Here is a 14,777-nt window from a genome sequence, read left to right as displayed (position 1 = left end):
GCGATCTCGCTTGGATGACTCGCGGACGACGCCGGGTCGTCCACGGGAGCGGGGAGTGCGCCGGGTATGGCGGGCAGGCGGTCGCTGGGACGGCGTTTCGGGTGGCTGTGGGGCGCGTACGCGGTCAGCGCGGCCGGCACCTGGCTCGCGTTCGACGCGTTCGCCCTGATCGCGGTCCTGGCGTTGGACGCCGGTCCGGCGCAGGTGTCGCTGCTGGCCGCGGTGGGACCGGCGGTCGGCGCGGCGGTGTCGGTACCCCTCGGACCGTGGGTGGAGGTCCGCCGCAAACGCCCGGTGATGATGGCGACGGACCTGGTCCGCTGCGCGGTACTGCTGAGCATCCCCGTGACGTTCGCACTCGGCCGGCTCACCTTCGGCCAGTTGCTGCTGGTGTCGGTGGCCGTCGCGGCGGCCGACATCACCTTCAACGCGGCGGCGGGGGCGTTCCTCAAGGACCTGCTGCCGCGGGAGGACCTGCTCGTGGCGAACGGGCGGTTCGAGGCGACGACCTGGACCGCCAGCATGGTCGGCCCGCCGCTGGGCGGGGCCGCGATCAGCCTGTTCGGCCCGGTGACGACGGTGGTGGCCGACGCGGCGAGCTATCTGCTCTCGGCGTTCGGCCTCAGGGCGATCGGCGACGCCGAGAAGCCCCCCGTGCGACCGCAGCCGGCGCTGACCCGGCCCGGGGATCTGCTGGAGGGCTGGCGCCACATCCTGGCCGATCCGGCACTGCGCCCGCTCTTCTTCAACTCGCTCCTGGTGAACTCCCTGATCATGGCGGCGTCTCCCCCGCTGCTGATCCTGATGGTGGACGACCTGCACTTCGCGCCCTGGCAGTACGCCCTCGCCTTCGCGGTGCCCTGCACCGGCGGCCTGCTCGGCTCCCGCCTGGCCCCGCGGCTCGTGGCGCGCCACGGCCGGTACCGGGTCCTGCTCACCGCCGGGGTGCTGCGGGCCTGCTGGTCGATCGGCCTGGCCTTCACCGGCCCCGGCACGCCCGGTCTGATCCTCGTCATGCTGGTCGAGTTCGGCCTGATCACCTGCTGCGGCGTGTACAACCCGGTCCTCGCCACGCACCGTCTCGACCGCACCCCCACCGGCCGGGTCACCCGCACCCTGGCCGCCTGGTCGGCCACCGGCAAGGCGGCCACCGCGACGGTCACCGCCCTGTGGGGCGTACTGGCCGCCTGGACCGGTCCCCGGGCGGCCATCGCGCTGGCCGGTGCACTGCTCCTGCTCACGCCGCTGCTGCTGCCCCGGCGGGATCACACGCGGGCGCCCGACCCCGAACGGGCGGCCGTCGCAGTGGAGTCGGACGGCGGCTGACCGTCGTGGCCGGCTAGGCGGGTGGGCCGGTCCGGGACGGACACCGCAGTGCGCCCGCCCCGGACCTGCCGGATCCGGCTCAGACCGCCCCGGGGACGTCCTCCGTGACACCGTTCAGCTCGGAGTCCGGGTCCGTGCCGTAGGGGCGGGTGAGGATCTCCAGGCCGTGGCCCGCCGGGTCGAGGAAGTAGACGCCCCGGCCGCCGTCGTTGCGGTTGATGCGGCGGGGGTGGTTGCCGTGCGGGTCGGCCTGGATGGGGATGCGGGCCTCGACAAGGCGGGCCAGCGCCTGGTCGAACTCGTCCTCGGAGACGAGGAACGCGTAGTGCTGCATGGGGATCTCGGCGTCGATGGTGAGGAAGTCCAGGGTGACGCCGTTGGCGGTGGTCACCGGCAGGAAGACGCCGGTCGGGGCCCCGACCTCCAGTCCCAGGATCCCGGCGAGGAAACGAGCGGACTTCTCCCTGTCCCGGGACAGGACGATGGTGTGATTGAACTCGACTGACACGGTTGAATGCCTCCACGGGCATCTCCGCGGCGCCTCCATGCCTCACCCGGACGGTGACCGGCACGCGATGCCGCGCCGTGGATCGTAGGCAGCGGCGGGCGGGGGCGTCGAGCTGTTTTCGGCCGAGTTCGGGTCCGCCGGCGGGGGGCTTCGTCGCTGCCGTCCCGGCCGATCCTGACAATTGTCAGGACCGCGTCGGCACTCGGCTCCCTACAGTTCTGAACGTCGGCGAGCCGCCCGTCCCGGTGGCCGTCCGAGCCGGATCAGGACCACGTCCGGCACCCCTTTCTCGCCTTCGTCCTTCGGGGGACAGACACATGAAGCGACTGATCAGCCGTACCGCCATGGGCCTCGCCGTGACCGCGCTCGCCGTCGGCGGTCTCGCCACCACCGCGCAGGCCGCCCCGGCCACCGCCACAGGCGGCGACCCGACGCTCACCGACGTCTACATCTGGGCCACCGACGTCAACCTGCGCCAGCAGCCGACCACCGACTCTCCGCGGCTCGCGGTCCGTTCGAAGTGGTACGCGGACGCCCTGTGCCAGAAGCAGGGCCAGACCGTGCACGACCCGGCGGTCGGCACCAACAACTGGTGGACCGCCGTCATGGAGTTCTCGGGCAGCGACATCGCCTGGGTGAACAACCTGTACATCCGGGGCGGCGAGAAGATCGCCGGGGTCCCGGACTGCTGACGCACCTTCCCTCCACACGCCTGCGGCGGGCCACCGTGAGACCGGTGGCCCGCCGCAGGGATGTACGGGGTCAGCAGTAGCCCATGGGACCCACGTCCGTGCAGTAGACGTAGTCGATCTGTTCCTCCGCCTGGCTGACTCGTTCTCGTCGTGCTGCGGGGTGTGGTGCGCCGACGGTGCGGGTGGTGCGCCGAAAGGGGGGCGGACCGGCGTACCGGCCGCCCCCCCGGTACGGCGTGCGACATGCTGCGCGCGGGGGCGACTCAGTACCAGCCGGTGTTCAGCAGGTCGTGGCCGTCGCACGTGAGCAGGGCGCGCGAGACGCGGCCGTTGAGGTTGCTGCCCATCTTCGTGTAGGCGTAGTTGATGCCGTCGTCGACGGTCTCGGAGACCCAGCCGTCGTTGCGGCCCGCGCCGTTGTCGGAGCGCTGCAGCACGGCCGCGCAGCCGGGCCGGGAGTTCTCGACACGGGCGAACGAGCCGCACTTGTCGGAGTAGAAGTACTTCAGGGCCATGCCCTCGAAGTACTTGGTGGCTCCGATCTGCCGGAACGTGCCCGAGCAGAACGTGGTGGTGGGGTACTGCCCCTCCTGCCCGTAGCTCCCGTAGTTGCCGCCCGAGTACGGCTGGGCCTGGGCAGTGGCCGGAAGGAGCGCCATCACCGCGGCGGCGCCCCCCGCGGCCAGCATTGTCGTAAGTGATCGGCGGCTCATGAGCCCTCTTTCGTGTGTCGGCGGGTGAAACGGTCGTACGCGGCGACCGGCCCCCGGACGGCCGTCGCTCGCTGGTCGTGACCGTACGGGGCATCACCGCACCAGCGGCACCTGACACTTATCAGGGTCGGCGCCCCGGATCTGCGCGCTGCGCCGGAGCCCTGACATTCGTCAGGACCGCCCGCCCCGCCCCCGCTCCTATCGTGGCTCCGCGGGCCAAGGGGGCCCCGTCTGACCACCGGGCCATCATGAAAGGGCAACCATGCGCATGCTCCTGCGCGGCGCCGCCGCGCTCGCGGCCGTCGTCACGGTCGCGTCACTCACGAGCGGTGCGTCGGCGCAACCCCGGACGGGCAGGGCGGCGGAGGGCACCGGGACCGCCCGGACCTCGGCAGCCGCCCAGATCCCGCCCGGTGTCACCGCCGGTGTGGCCGTCTTCGACCGCAGGACCGGTACGTTCACCGAACAGGTCGACGCGAGCAAGCAGTTCCGGTCCGCCTCGGTCGTCAAGCTCCTGCTGGTGCTGGACTTCCTGTGGGACCGTGGGCCCGACTACACCATCCCGCCGGCCGACCGCGCCCGGCTGGAGCCGATGCTGCGCGGCAGCGACGACGACGCCGCGAATCACTACTGGTCGACGTACGGCGGCTCGGCGATCATCGACCGGATGACCGCCGAGCCCGCACTCGGTCTGCGCGACACGGCGCCACCGCCTCCCGGGTACGAGGGCTTCTGGGGCTACACCGCCATCTCCGCACGGGACACGGTGGCGATCTACCGGTACATCCTGGAGAAGGCACCCGCGCCCGTCCGGGACTTCGTCATGGACAATCTGCGCCGCTCCACCCGCTGCTCCGCCACCGACCACTTCGACCAGCACTTCGGCATCGCGGGGTCGTTCGACAAGCCCTGGGCGGTGAAGCAGGGGTGGTCCGGGGAGTACGCGAAGGGCACCTGCGGCCCCCGGACCACGTCCTCGGAAACGCAGGCGGAGTCGGTCTCCCCCGCTCCCCGCGCCGCCGCGGCCGTCGATCTCACCCGGCCCGCACTGCACACCACCGGCACGGTGGGTGCGGACGACCGCACGATCGTGGCCGTGCTGACGCTGCACCAGACCGGCACGTCGTACGGCAAGGCGTACACCGACATCGGTCGGCTGACCCGCTCGCTGAACGTGCCGGGCGGGGCACGGCCCGCCGGAACCTGGTTCGGCACCTGGGGCGAGTTCGTCAACGTCCGCCAGGGGCCGGCCGCGGGCGCCGGCCGGATGACACAGCTCCCCGCCGGGGTCGAGGTGCTGGTGGGCTGCCAGGTCCGGGGCGAGGTGGTCACGGTGCCGCCTTACACCAACGAGTGGTGGGCCTATCTGCCCCAGTACGGCGGCTACATCTCCAACATCTACATCAGCTCGCCGGACAACCGGCTGCCGAACGTCCCGGAGTGCGGCTGACCGCGGCCGGTGACGGGAACGGGGGACGAGCGGTGGGCGGGGCTGCGGCCCTGCCCACCGCTCGCGTGCGCGCGGCTCAGCGCTCGTACTCGGCAAGGTAGCGCATCACCTTGTCCACGTGCGGCCGTACCCGCTCCGGTACGCCGCGCTCCTCGATGACCGTGCGGTCACTGGTGCGGTAGCCGGCCGCGACGAGCGCGGGCAGGTCCTTCTTCGGCAGGCCGGCCTGCTTGAAGCGCTGATCGAGCCAGCACACGTACAGGCTCATGGTGGAGATCGCGTCCGGCGGTGACATGAGGTCCTTGTCGCCGTCGCCGTCGCCGTCCACCGCCCAGGCGCGGAACACCGACGGCGTCCACATGGCGATGCCGAACTCCTCGCTCTGCGGGCGGGAGGCCTTCGGGTCGAAGTTGCTCTCCGCTTTGATCAGGGCGGCGAGCAGGGCGGGCGTGATCTCCTCGTCGGTGCAGCGGTGGGCCGCGCGGGCGATGACGGGGCGCAGCGCCTCGGGCACGTCGGAGCCCTCGGGGATCTCACCGGCCGGCGGGCTGGGCGTGCCGGAGAGGGTGGGGGTGCCGGGGTCGCGCTCGTCGTCCTGCGTGCCCCCGCCTCCCCCGAGCAGCGCCGCCCCGGCGACCGCGGCGGCGGTCAGGACGACGAGGCTCGCCGCGACGGCCGGTGCCATGCGTCTTCGGCGGCGGTGCGGGCCGCCGGTGATGTCCTCGATCCGGCGGGCGACACCTGCGGCCGTGTGCGGGAGGCGGGCGGCGTGGTCCGGGGCGAGGCAGTCCGCCATGAGCCGGCGCATGTCCTCGTCGAGACCGGCGTCGAGCCGCAGGGGTGCGGTGCCGCGTGCGTAGGACTGGGCCGCGAGTGAGCGGGCGCGGGCGGTCGCGCCCGGGAAGGGGTGGAGGCCGCCGGTGAGGACCTGGTGGGCGAGGACACCGAAGGCCCAGATGTCGGCGGTGGGCCGGACGACGGCGCCCTGGGTGCCGGTGCGCTGCGACCACCATTCGGGCGGCAGGTGGTCGAGAGTGCCGAGCGGCGGCAAGTGGGCGTGGGTGCCGTCGAGTTCGGCGGCCAGGCCGAAGTCCGCCAGCCAGACCCGACCGCCCGGGCCCAGCAGGACGTTGGCGGGTTTGAGGTCGCCGTGCACCCAGCCGGCGTCGTGCATGTGGGCGAGTCCCGCGGCCACTCCGCGCAGGACACGGTCGGCGTCCGCGATCGGCCCGCCGGTCTCCGCGGTGTCCAGTACGTCCTGCAGGCTGGCCTCGGCCCGGTCCATGACCAGTGCGATCGCGCCGTCCAGGGCGGGGAGTTCCGGTGCGTCGACGGTGTGCACGGCGTGGGTGCGCACGAGGTGGGGGTGATCGGCCTCCGCGCTGAACCGGACCTCGCGGGCGACGAGTTCACCGAGCGCCGCGCGCTGCCCCGGGCCCAGGGCGCCGGTCGGGAGCACCTTCACCGCGACCGGCGTGCCGTCGGCGACCGTACGAGCCTCGTACACGGTCCCCCAGCCGCCGGAGCCGATGACCGCGCCCACCTCCCAGCCGTCGATGCGGAAGCCCTCCGGGAGGCGGGCCGGGCGGGGTGCCTCCAGCTCGTCGTCCCGCTCCTCCGGCGTGGTCATGCGTCTGCCTCCTGCGGGTCGGCGAGGCGGGCGGCGCCGCGGGGCGGCAGCAGGCCGAGGTGCTCCTCGCGGACCAGGCCGAAGCGCAGGGCGACGGAGGCGAGCCGGGTGCGCTTGGCGCCGGTGCGGCCGCCGTCCGCCGCGGTCGCTGTCTCCTCGCCGAGGTCCAGGCGCAGTTTGGCGAAGGCGAGGTAGTCGATGTGGTAGTTGACGGCGGAGCGGGTCAGGTCCCGGCAGGACTCCAGGGGCCGCAGCCGCTCCACGATCTGGCCGACGCCGGGCAGCGCCGAGTCGGAGGGGTCGCGCAGCCGCGGCTCGCACAGGGCCACCAGGACGAGGAAGTACTTCGACGTCGGGTCCAGGGCGAAGGGGTGGACGGTCTGTTCGCCGCCGCCCGGTACGGACTGCTCGCCGAGGTAGGCGTGCTGGGGTGCGAACACCTTGAACGTGGCGGTGCCGGAGAGGGCCGGCAGCACCACGCGGGAGAACTCGAAGGGCACGGGTGCCCCGAGCCGCCCTGGCGCGACGGTGAGGTACTCGCCCGCCCCCTCCAGGTTCTCCACCACGTACGACACGCTGCGACTGAAGTTGGAGAGCCGCCAGTAATCTCCTGCGGCCTCCAGTTGCCCGGCCCGGCGGGAGATCCCGGGATCGGCCAGCACGATGCGGACCCCCGCCCCGCCGCGTCCGAAGTCCGCGATGTCCCCCGGCCCCAGGTGGATCAGTTCGGGACTGCCCGTCTCGCCCCCGCCCCACTGGGCGGTACCGGGCAACTGCACGATGATCGTTTCCACGCGGACTCCCCCGCTGATGTCGCCCCCGATTTGGTCGCGAGGATTGTACGGGCGGACTTCCCGTGTCACGGAGGCGGCGGGGCCGGGTCAGCGGGCGCTTTCCGGGCGTCGCGCGAGGAGCACGAACTCCCGGCCGGGCCGGTCCGGTGCGTCACGTATGTCCTCCACGACGTAACCCTGCGCGGCGAGTTCCGCCTCGATCTCCTGCCGCTCGCGAAAGCGCAGCGTCGAGTCCGACGTCAGCGTCTGCCCGTCCGCGGCGAACACATAGGTCCACCGGAAGGTCACCAGCGGTCCGTTCACGTCGAGCAGGTCGCACCAGGACTCGACGGCGCCCACACCCGCAATCTCTGTCACGCCGTACGTGGTCTCGCGGTTCCACTGTTCCCAGGCTCGACGGGCCGGTGTCCGCGTCTCGAACACCAGGCGCCCGCCGGGTCGCAGCGCGGCCCGGATCCCTCGCAGGGTCCGCTGCCAGTCCCCGCGCCCGGTGATCTCCTGGGCGACGTTGCCCGTCATCGTCGCGAGGTCGACGGCGAGCGGCGGCAGGGCCGTCGCGTCGCCGTGGATCCAGCGCACCCGCTCGCCGCCCGGCTTGCCGCGTGCCACCTCCAGGGACGCCTCGGCGGGATCGACGCCGACGACGTCGGTGCCGCGCTCGGCCAGCAACAGCGCGAACACCCCTGTTCCGCAGCCGATGTCGAGGACCCGGCGCGCCCCGGTGTCCGCCGCCAGGCGCAGGTACGGATCGAGATCGCGCCGGTCGGGGTCGAGCGGGTCGTACACCGCGGCGAGCCGCGGATGCCGGAAGCACTCGTCAGCCATGGGCCCGACGATACGAAGGCCGGCTGCGCACGGCCACCGGCTCAGCCGCCGAGGCAGATGACGAGCAGGCAGAGCTCCTTCGACTTCGGGGCGGAGGGGGACGTCTCGGGCGGGGTCGTCGCCGCGGGCGGGGGTGTCGAGGGGGAGGCCGGCTGCTGTGCGTCCGAACCGGACCCGGCGGCCGGGGGTGCCGTCGGCTCCGTGGCCGTCGAACCGGACGAGCCGGACGAGCCGGACGAGCCGGACGAGCCGGATGAACCGAGGCTTCCGGTGACCGTGCCGACGGTGTCCTCGACGGTCTTGCGGGGCGCGGTCGTCAGCGGGAGCTCGCGGGGCGTGGCGGCCGCGTCCGTCCGCGTGTCCGTCGGCGTGGTGCGGGGGTCGGCCGCCCGGGACTGCTGGTGGCGCGAGGAGCGGTCGTCGTGCGACGGGGACGTGGCGGCGGAGCGCGGGGTGTCCTGTCGGCTCGACGTCGGTTCGGTGAAGGTCGGCGCCTCACCCAGGGAGCCGCCCATGGTGGTGTCCTCCGGCGTCGCGGACGCCTGCACACCGGGCTTCGCGTTGCCGTTCATCGCGGCGACCGTCAGACCGCCTCCGACGAGCGCGACCGCCGTCGCCACCACGGCCCGGCGCTGGTTCTTCTTCCAGCGCGCCAGCTGGCGCCGCCGGGCCGCCCGCCCCGCCGGCCGGGCTTCGTAACCGTCGGCCCCGTCGGCAGCCGAGGGGCCGTGGGCGTCCGAGGGGCCGTGAGCGTCCGGGGAGCGGTGGGCGTCGGACGAGCCGGGGCCGTCCTGCGCAGGCGCGGGGGTCTCGTCCCACACGGTGCCGTCGTGCCAGGTGCCGAGGCCCGACGGGTACTGCCAGGACGCCGGTCCGCCCGGGTCCGGGGCGGGCCCGTGATCCGGGGCGGGACGGCGGGCCAGGACGGAGGGGTCGATGTCCGGGGCGTAGGCGCCGCACCCCGGGCAGACCAAGGCGCCGTTGAGGTGCCGACGGCACGACGAGCAGTAGTCCATGTGTGGTGTTCCCGATCTGGCTGTTCCGGCGGCTCGCCGGCCGCGCCCTGGTCACGTTCGCACGTGGGATCGAGCCGTAACGCTAACGAGACTTTGAAAGGGCGGTGTGCAGTCTGTGTGACGCCCCTGCACAGATCCTCGGGATCTCGCGTGTGCCCCAAGTGACCCGTGAGTAAAAGAGTCGCCACATGGGAACGCTCGCGCCCCCACCGTCACGGAGCCCGCCCCTCCACTCGTGCGGCCCCTCAACTCCCCCGATTTTCCTGCCGAATGACGCACAACCCTTTGAAGGCCAGGCGGGTCACACCATGCAGGAGCAACCACCTCGAAGAGTTGCATGGGGGAAATATGCGATTCACCCGTTCCATCCTGGCGGCATCCGCCGTGGCGGCACTGTCCGTGGGAACCATGACCGCCCTGGCGGCGCCGGCCTCGGCCGCGCCCAACACCACTCCGCAGAAGGTCTGCGGCAGTGGGTACAAGACGGTCAACTCGGCGACCGTCGGCTCGTTGGGGACCGTCTACCTGACCTACAACGCCTCCAACGGCAAGAACTGCGTCACGACCATCCGCAACAACCCGGGCAAGGCCGTGGACATGTCGGCCTGGATCTCCGTCCCGGACACCGAGCAGAGTGACTACGACGAGGGCCTGTACACGTCGTACGCCGGGCCGACCTACGCCTACGGCAAGGGCCACTGCGTGGACTGGGGCGGCAGCATCGCCAACACGTACGTGCAGGTGTACGGCTCCAACTGCGGCTCCCTGAAGGAGCACCGGGTCACGTTCACCCGCTGACCCCCCTCCAGCCGGGCTCCACGGGCGACCGTGGGGCCCGGCTTCTGCGTGCCGCGCCTACGCCCAGGCCGCCACCGGCAGGAACGAACTGTCCTGCCGGAACCCGTCCGTTCCGTCGGAGCGGTCCACTCGGAGCTCGTAGGCGTAGTGGCGCAGGTAGCGGCCGGGGTAGTTGTACGACTCGAAGCGGACGGAGCCCGAGGCCGTGCCGGTCCGGAGGACGAACGTGGCGTCCCTGGCGAAGGTGCTCGTGCCGTCGTTCGGGTCGAAGCGGGCGCGGAAGTCCCAGTGGCGCAGGTAGGCGCCGGTCGCGTCCCGGAAGGAGCAGCCGCTGCCGTCGGCGAGCCCGGCGACGACCGTGAAGGTGGCGGACCGCTTGTCGGCGGCGGTGCTGGAGGCGCTGACCACGGGCAGGTCGAGCAGTGAGGACTGCTGCTGCCAGTAGCGCGTCGGGTAGTTGACCGAGCGGAAGGAGCGGGTGGCGTTGCGGGCCAGGACCGGGCCGCCCGCGACCGTCTCCTTGACGACCGTGAAGTGGCGGGCCGTACCGGAGACCGCAGGCAGGGCGGCCGGGGGCGACCAGGTGGCGAAGGTGTCGTAGCTGTCGCTGAAGTAGTAGTTCCCGTCGCCGTAGCCGTCGAAGAACATCCGCCAGCCACCGTTGTCGAGCTGCACCAGGGCCGGGCCCTCGCGGTAGCTGCCCCAGCCGGCCCAGTCACCCGTCCGGCGGATGGTGTACGGGCCGGTGAGGTTCGAGGCGGTGGCGTACTCGATGTACTTCGTCGTCTCGTTCTTCGGGAAGGCGTGGTAGGTCGAGCCGATCCTCACGATGAACGTGTCGATGTGGTTGGCGCCGATGCCGGAGAGGGCGACCGGCGCGCTCCAGGCCGTGAGCGTCGAGTTCGTCGCCCTCAGCAGGTACGGCGTGAAGATCCACTCGTCGTTCGTGGTGGAGCAGGACACGATGACGCTCACACTGCCGTCGCCGTCGACGAACCACTCGGGCGCCCAGGCGCGCGAGAGGCGCGCGATCGGCACGGTGTAGTCGTAGAGGAACGTCCAGTTGACGCGGTCGGAGCTGCGGGCGAAGCCGATGGTCGTGCTGGGGTCCTGCCAGGTGTGCGTCGTGTAGGTGAGGTAGTAGAACCCGTCGGTGTGTCTGATGACACTGGCGTCGCGGATGCGGTTCGCGGGCGGGGTGTAGGCGGCGGAGCGCAGCAGCCGGAAGTCCGTGGCGTCGTCCGACTGGTAGACGTCGACGGTGCCGTCGTCGCTGTTGAGGAACGGCACGATGGTGTAGCGGGTGGCCGAGCCGTTCGGGGGCGCTGCGGCCAGGGCGCCGCCGAGCAGTCCGGGGGATTCGCCGAGCAGGACGGCCGAGGCGGGCAGGGCGGTCAGGGCACGCAGCAGCGTACGGCGGGACGGAGCGGTGGGGGGCGGGTGTGCGGTCACGGGCGGCTCTCCCTTGGACACCAGGTTCGATATACCGGACAGAGTTCGGCAAATCGATCATTTGTGGGGGCTCAGAAGGTAGGGGCGAGCCGGAGGGCGGTCAATGGTTTGAACGAGGACCGACGCGCCCGGTGAGGAGGAAGCGGCCGGTGGGTGAACATCCACTCCCGCCGTCGGCATCACACCTCCGGCCTCCGGACGTTACCGTTCGGTAGAGGAGCTGCTTCCGGAGGTGGCCGTATGACGCTCGACCGTTGCGAAGGCCTGGCGGAGACCGCCCGTGCGCTGGCCGCAGGCGAGGTGACGTCGCGGGTGCTGGTCGAGCGGACGCTGACCCGCATCGAGGCGACGCAGGGGAGCCTGAACGCCTTCCGGATCGTCCGGGCCGAAGCCGCGCTCGCGGAAGCCGACGCCGCGGACCGGGAACAGGCCTCGAAAGGCCGACGCAAACCGCTGCTGGGCGTGCCGGTCGCGGTGAAGGACGACATGGACGTGGCCGGTGAGCCGACCGCGTTCGGCTGCTGCGGCGAGTTCCCGCCGGTCGCCGAGGACGGCGAGGCGGTACGGCGGCTGCGCGCCGCCGGAGCCGTGATCATCGGCAAGACCAACACCTGCGAGTTCGGGCAGTGGCCCTTCACCGAGGGGCCCGCGTTCGGCGCGACCCGCAACCCCTGGAGCACGGACCACACGCCCGGCGGTTCCTCGGGCGGCTCGGCCGCCGCGGTCGCCGCCGGTCTGGTGCCCGCCGCGCTCGGCTCGGACGGTGCCGGTTCGGTGCGGATCCCGGCCGCGTGGACCCATCTGGTCGGCATCAAACCGCAGCGCGGCCGTGTCTCGACCTGGCCGCGCGGCGAGTCCTTCCAGGGCATCACCGTCAACGGCACCCTCGCCCGCACGGTCGCCGACGCGGCCCTGCTGCTGGACGCGGCGAGCGGCAACCACACACAGGACCCGCACCAGCCTCCCCGCCTCGACGTGTCCGGGGCCGTCGGCCGCGACCCCGGGCGGCTGCGCATCGCGCTCTCCCTCAAGCCGCCGTTCACGGCGGTGCCCGCCCGGCTCCTGCCCGAGGTGCGCACCCGTGTGGTCGAACTGGCCGAGCGACTCGCCGCGCTGGGGCATGTCGTCGAGGAGGCGGACCCGCCGTACGGGCAGATCGGGCTGACCTTCGTGCCGCGTGCCACGGCCGGGATCGCCGAGCGCGTGGGCGAGGCGCCCTTCCCGGCGTTGCTGGACCGGCGCACTCTGGGCGCGGCCCGGCTGGGACGGCTGCTCGGCGGTGCCCCGCTGCGGGCGGCCCGGCGCGCGGAGAGCGTGCTGCACCGGCGTATCGGCGGGTTCTTCACCTCGTACGACGTCGTCCTCGCGCCCACGACCGCCGCTCCGCCGCCCCGCATCGGGGCCCTGCTCGAACTCAGCGGGTTCGCCACCGACCGGACGATGATCGCCGCGTGTCCTTACGCCTGGCCGTGGAACGTGCTGGGCTGGCCGGGGGTCAACGTGCCCGCCGGGTTCACACCGGACGGGCTGCCGGTCGGCGCGCAGTTGCTGGGACCGGCGAACAGTGAACCGCTCCTCGTACAGGTGGCCGCGCAGTTGGAGGCGGAGCTGCGCTGGTGGGAGAAGTGGCCGTCGCCGCCGGTCACGGCACGTTCCGCTGCCGCCTGAGCGACCGTACGCTGTCCTCATGGCGGACGCGTCGATGATCGGGCTCATGGGGCGGGTCACCGGAACGATCGGACCCGGGCTGGTCGGCGAGGTGATCGTCCGGGTGCGCGGCGGCGCCGAGCACTTCCTCGCCCACCCCGCCTCCGCGAGCGACCGCATCGAGACGGGCACGGTCGTGATGGTGGTCGAGTACCTACCCCCGAGGACCGTCTACGTCACTGCGGCGTACGACAGTTGAGCCCGCTGCGACGCAGGTGAGAGCCGTGGACGTCAAGCTTCGGCCAAGGATGGGCCGGTGGCTGTACCCGGGCTCCGCCGAGGAGCACACTCCCCTTCGTTCGGTGCCGAGAGGGCACCATGCAAAGGGGGCGAATGCCGATGGTCGTCGGCGTCGTTGCGGGGGTGGCGGTTGCCGCCGTCCTCGTTCTGATCGGTCTGTTCAAGCTCATGTGGCGGGTCGCCGAACCCAATGAGGCACTCATCATCTCGGGGTCCAAGCACCGCACCGAGGGCCTCGAGGAGGGCATGGGGTTCCGCATCGTCACCGGGCGCGGCACGCTGGTGCTGCCCGGGGTGCAGGCGGTGCGCAAGCTCTCGCTCGATCTGAACGAGACCGAGTTGCAGGTGGACTGCGTGACCCACCAGGGCATTCCGCTGAAGGTGCGGGGCGTGGTCATCTTCAAGGTGGGCGACGACTTCGTGTCGATCGCCAACGCGGCCCGCAGGTTCCTGGACCAGCAGAAGCTGATGTCGGAGCGGGTGCACAACGTCTTCGCGGGGCATCTGCGGTCCATCGTGGGCGGGCTGACGGTGGAGGACATGATCCGGGACCGGGAGAAGCTCACCGGGCAGACACGGGCCGCGTGCGGCACCGAGATGGAGAAGCTGGGCCTGATCGTGGACTCGCTGCAGATCCACGAGATCGAGGACCCGACCGGATACATCCAGAACCTGGCCATGCCGCACGCGGCGGCCGTGCAGCGCGACGCGCGCATCGCACAGGCGGAGGCGAACCGGCTGGCCACCGAGGCCGAGCAGCAGTCGTTCGCGCGGATGGCGGAGGCGACCCGGGACAGCGAGATTTTGCAGGCCGGCTATCAGGCCGAGCGCGACAAGGCGGCCGCCAAGGCCCGGCAGGCGGGACCGCTCGCGGAGGCCGGTGCCCGGCAGGAGGTCGTCGTCCAGGAGACACGGGTGGCGGAGCTGGAGGCGCACCGGCGCGAACAGCAACTCCAGGCGGACGTCCGCAAACCCGCCGACGCGGCGGCCTACGAGACACGCACCCTGGCCGAGGCCGATCGCGACGCGCGCATCTCGTCGGCCCAGGCGCAGGCGAAGGAGACGGAACTGGCGGCCGCCGCCGAGGCGACCCGGGTGAAGACGGCCGCGAGCGCCGACGCGGAGGCGACCAAGGCGCGCGGTGAGGCGGCCGCGATGGCGACCCGGGCCACCGGTGAGGCCGAGGCGGCGGCGGCTCAGGCCCGGGGTCTGGCTGAGGCGGAGGCGGCCCGGGCGAAGGGCCTCGCGGAGGCGGAGGCCATCAAGGCCCGTGCCGCCGCCCTGGCGGAGAACCAGGAGGCCGTCGTCGCCCAGCAACTCGCCGAGAACTGGCCGGAGATCGTCAAGGCCGGCGCGTCCGCGTTCGGCAACGTCGACAACATGGTGCTGCTGAACGGTGCCGACGGCATGGCAGACATGTTCGCCAAGGCACTGACCATGGGCGGCACGGGGCTGGGCCTCGCCCGTCAGCTGCTCGCGTCGATGGACCGGGGCGGGCAGGCACCGCAGGATGCCTCCGCCCTCAACGGGCACGCCCAGAAGGTGCCGATGGACGACAAGTGACCCGGGCGGCTCCGCCTCTGCCCCGTGACGGGCCGGACCGGGCAGTGCCGCCGGACGCGGAGC

At 72.3% G+C, this 14,777-nt stretch carries 14 protein-coding genes; 7 read left to right on the top strand and 7 right to left on the bottom strand.

The features are described 5' to 3' along the window. Window positions 1-66: 66 nt before the first annotated feature. A complete protein-coding gene (locus ACFCXS_RS16870) occupies window positions 67-1,326 on the top strand; it encodes an MFS transporter (RefSeq protein WP_376644098.1) in 1,260 nt (419 codons plus the stop codon). Between the two features lie 79 nt (window positions 1,327-1,405). Here the strand turns inward: ACFCXS_RS16870 and ACFCXS_RS16865 are convergent, their stop codons facing one another. Further along, window positions 1,406-1,834, bottom strand: coding sequence for a VOC family protein (locus tag ACFCXS_RS16865; protein ID WP_376644097.1), 429 nt, complete (start codon window positions 1,832-1,834; stop codon window positions 1,406-1,408). Between the two features lie 317 nt (window positions 1,835-2,151). On the opposite strand from ACFCXS_RS16865, the gene ACFCXS_RS16860 reads away from it, so the two are divergent. Further along, window positions 2,152-2,526, top strand: a complete 375-nt coding sequence (locus tag ACFCXS_RS16860; protein ID WP_376644096.1) for a peptidase M23 — start codon at window positions 2,152-2,154, stop codon at window positions 2,524-2,526. Window positions 2,527-2,789: 263 nt separating this feature from the next. On the opposite strand, the gene ACFCXS_RS16855 is transcribed toward ACFCXS_RS16860, so the two are convergent. Continuing rightward, window positions 2,790-3,239 carry a hypothetical protein gene (locus ACFCXS_RS16855; protein ID WP_376644095.1) on the bottom strand — a complete coding sequence of 150 codons (450 nt, stop codon included), beginning with the start codon at window positions 3,237-3,239 and terminating at the stop codon, window positions 2,790-2,792. A 262-nt stretch (window positions 3,240-3,501) separates the two neighbouring features. On the opposite strand from ACFCXS_RS16855, the gene ACFCXS_RS16850 reads away from it, so the two are divergent. Next, window positions 3,502-4,689 (top strand): hypothetical protein, encoded by a 1,188-nt coding sequence (locus ACFCXS_RS16850; RefSeq protein ID WP_376644094.1) that lies wholly within the window; start codon window positions 3,502-3,504, stop codon window positions 4,687-4,689. Between the two features lie 76 nt (window positions 4,690-4,765). Here the strand turns inward: ACFCXS_RS16850 and ACFCXS_RS16845 are convergent, their stop codons facing one another. The 4 genes from ACFCXS_RS16845 to ACFCXS_RS16830 form a co-directional block, all read right to left on the bottom strand. Beyond that, window positions 4,766-6,319 carry a protein kinase gene (locus ACFCXS_RS16845; protein ID WP_376644093.1) on the bottom strand — a complete coding sequence of 518 codons (1,554 nt, stop codon included), beginning with the start codon at window positions 6,317-6,319 and terminating at the stop codon, window positions 4,766-4,768. Then, window positions 6,316-7,113 carry a serine/threonine protein kinase gene (locus ACFCXS_RS16840; RefSeq protein WP_376644092.1) on the bottom strand — a complete coding sequence of 266 codons (798 nt, stop codon included), beginning with the start codon at window positions 7,111-7,113 and terminating at the stop codon, window positions 6,316-6,318. The genes ACFCXS_RS16845 and ACFCXS_RS16840 overlap by 4 nt, the downstream gene beginning before the upstream one ends. Window positions 7,114-7,200: 87 nt before the next feature. Continuing rightward, the gene (locus ACFCXS_RS16835; protein ID WP_376644091.1) at window positions 7,201-7,938 is read right to left on the bottom strand and encodes a class I SAM-dependent methyltransferase; all 738 of its coding nucleotides are present in this window, start codon (window positions 7,936-7,938) and stop codon (window positions 7,201-7,203) included. Between the two features lie 41 nt (window positions 7,939-7,979). Beyond that, window positions 7,980-8,954 (bottom strand): hypothetical protein, encoded by a 975-nt coding sequence (locus tag ACFCXS_RS16830; RefSeq protein ID WP_376644090.1) that lies wholly within the window; start codon window positions 8,952-8,954, stop codon window positions 7,980-7,982. A gap of 348 nt (window positions 8,955-9,302) precedes the next feature. Between ACFCXS_RS16830 and ACFCXS_RS16825 the strand changes: the two genes are divergently transcribed. Continuing rightward, window positions 9,303-9,752 carry a spore-associated protein gene (locus tag ACFCXS_RS16825; RefSeq protein WP_376644089.1) on the top strand — a complete coding sequence of 150 codons (450 nt, stop codon included), beginning with the start codon at window positions 9,303-9,305 and terminating at the stop codon, window positions 9,750-9,752. A gap of 57 nt (window positions 9,753-9,809) precedes the next feature. Here the strand turns inward: ACFCXS_RS16825 and ACFCXS_RS16820 are convergent, their stop codons facing one another. Then, on the bottom strand, window positions 9,810-11,204 hold the full coding sequence (locus ACFCXS_RS16820; RefSeq protein ID WP_376644088.1) for a glycoside hydrolase family 43 protein: 1,395 nt from the start codon (window positions 11,202-11,204) through the stop codon (window positions 9,810-9,812). 240 nt (window positions 11,205-11,444) lie between these two features. Here ACFCXS_RS16820 and ACFCXS_RS16815 point away from each other — a divergent pair, with 240 nt between their 5' ends. The 3 genes from ACFCXS_RS16815 to ACFCXS_RS16805 all read left to right on the top strand — a co-directional run bounded on the left by ACFCXS_RS16815 (window position 11,445) and on the right by ACFCXS_RS16805 (window position 14,714). Then, window positions 11,445-12,872 carry an amidase gene (locus tag ACFCXS_RS16815; RefSeq protein WP_376644087.1) on the top strand — a complete coding sequence of 476 codons (1,428 nt, stop codon included), beginning with the start codon at window positions 11,445-11,447 and terminating at the stop codon, window positions 12,870-12,872. Window positions 12,873-12,891: 19 nt separating this feature from the next. Then, window positions 12,892-13,110, top strand: coding sequence for a hypothetical protein (locus ACFCXS_RS16810; protein WP_376644086.1), 219 nt, complete (start codon window positions 12,892-12,894; stop codon window positions 13,108-13,110). A 134-nt stretch (window positions 13,111-13,244) separates the two neighbouring features. Further along, a complete protein-coding gene (locus ACFCXS_RS16805; protein WP_376644085.1) occupies window positions 13,245-14,714 on the top strand; it encodes an SPFH domain-containing protein in 1,470 nt (489 codons plus the stop codon). The last annotated feature ends 63 nt before the right edge of the window (window positions 14,715-14,777 follow it).

It is taken from the genome of Streptomyces sp. NPDC056373, assembly GCF_042262425.1.
Lineage (GTDB): Bacteria > Actinomycetota > Actinomycetes > Streptomycetales > Streptomycetaceae > Streptomyces.
This window is presented reverse-complemented; position numbering and strand designations above follow the sequence as displayed.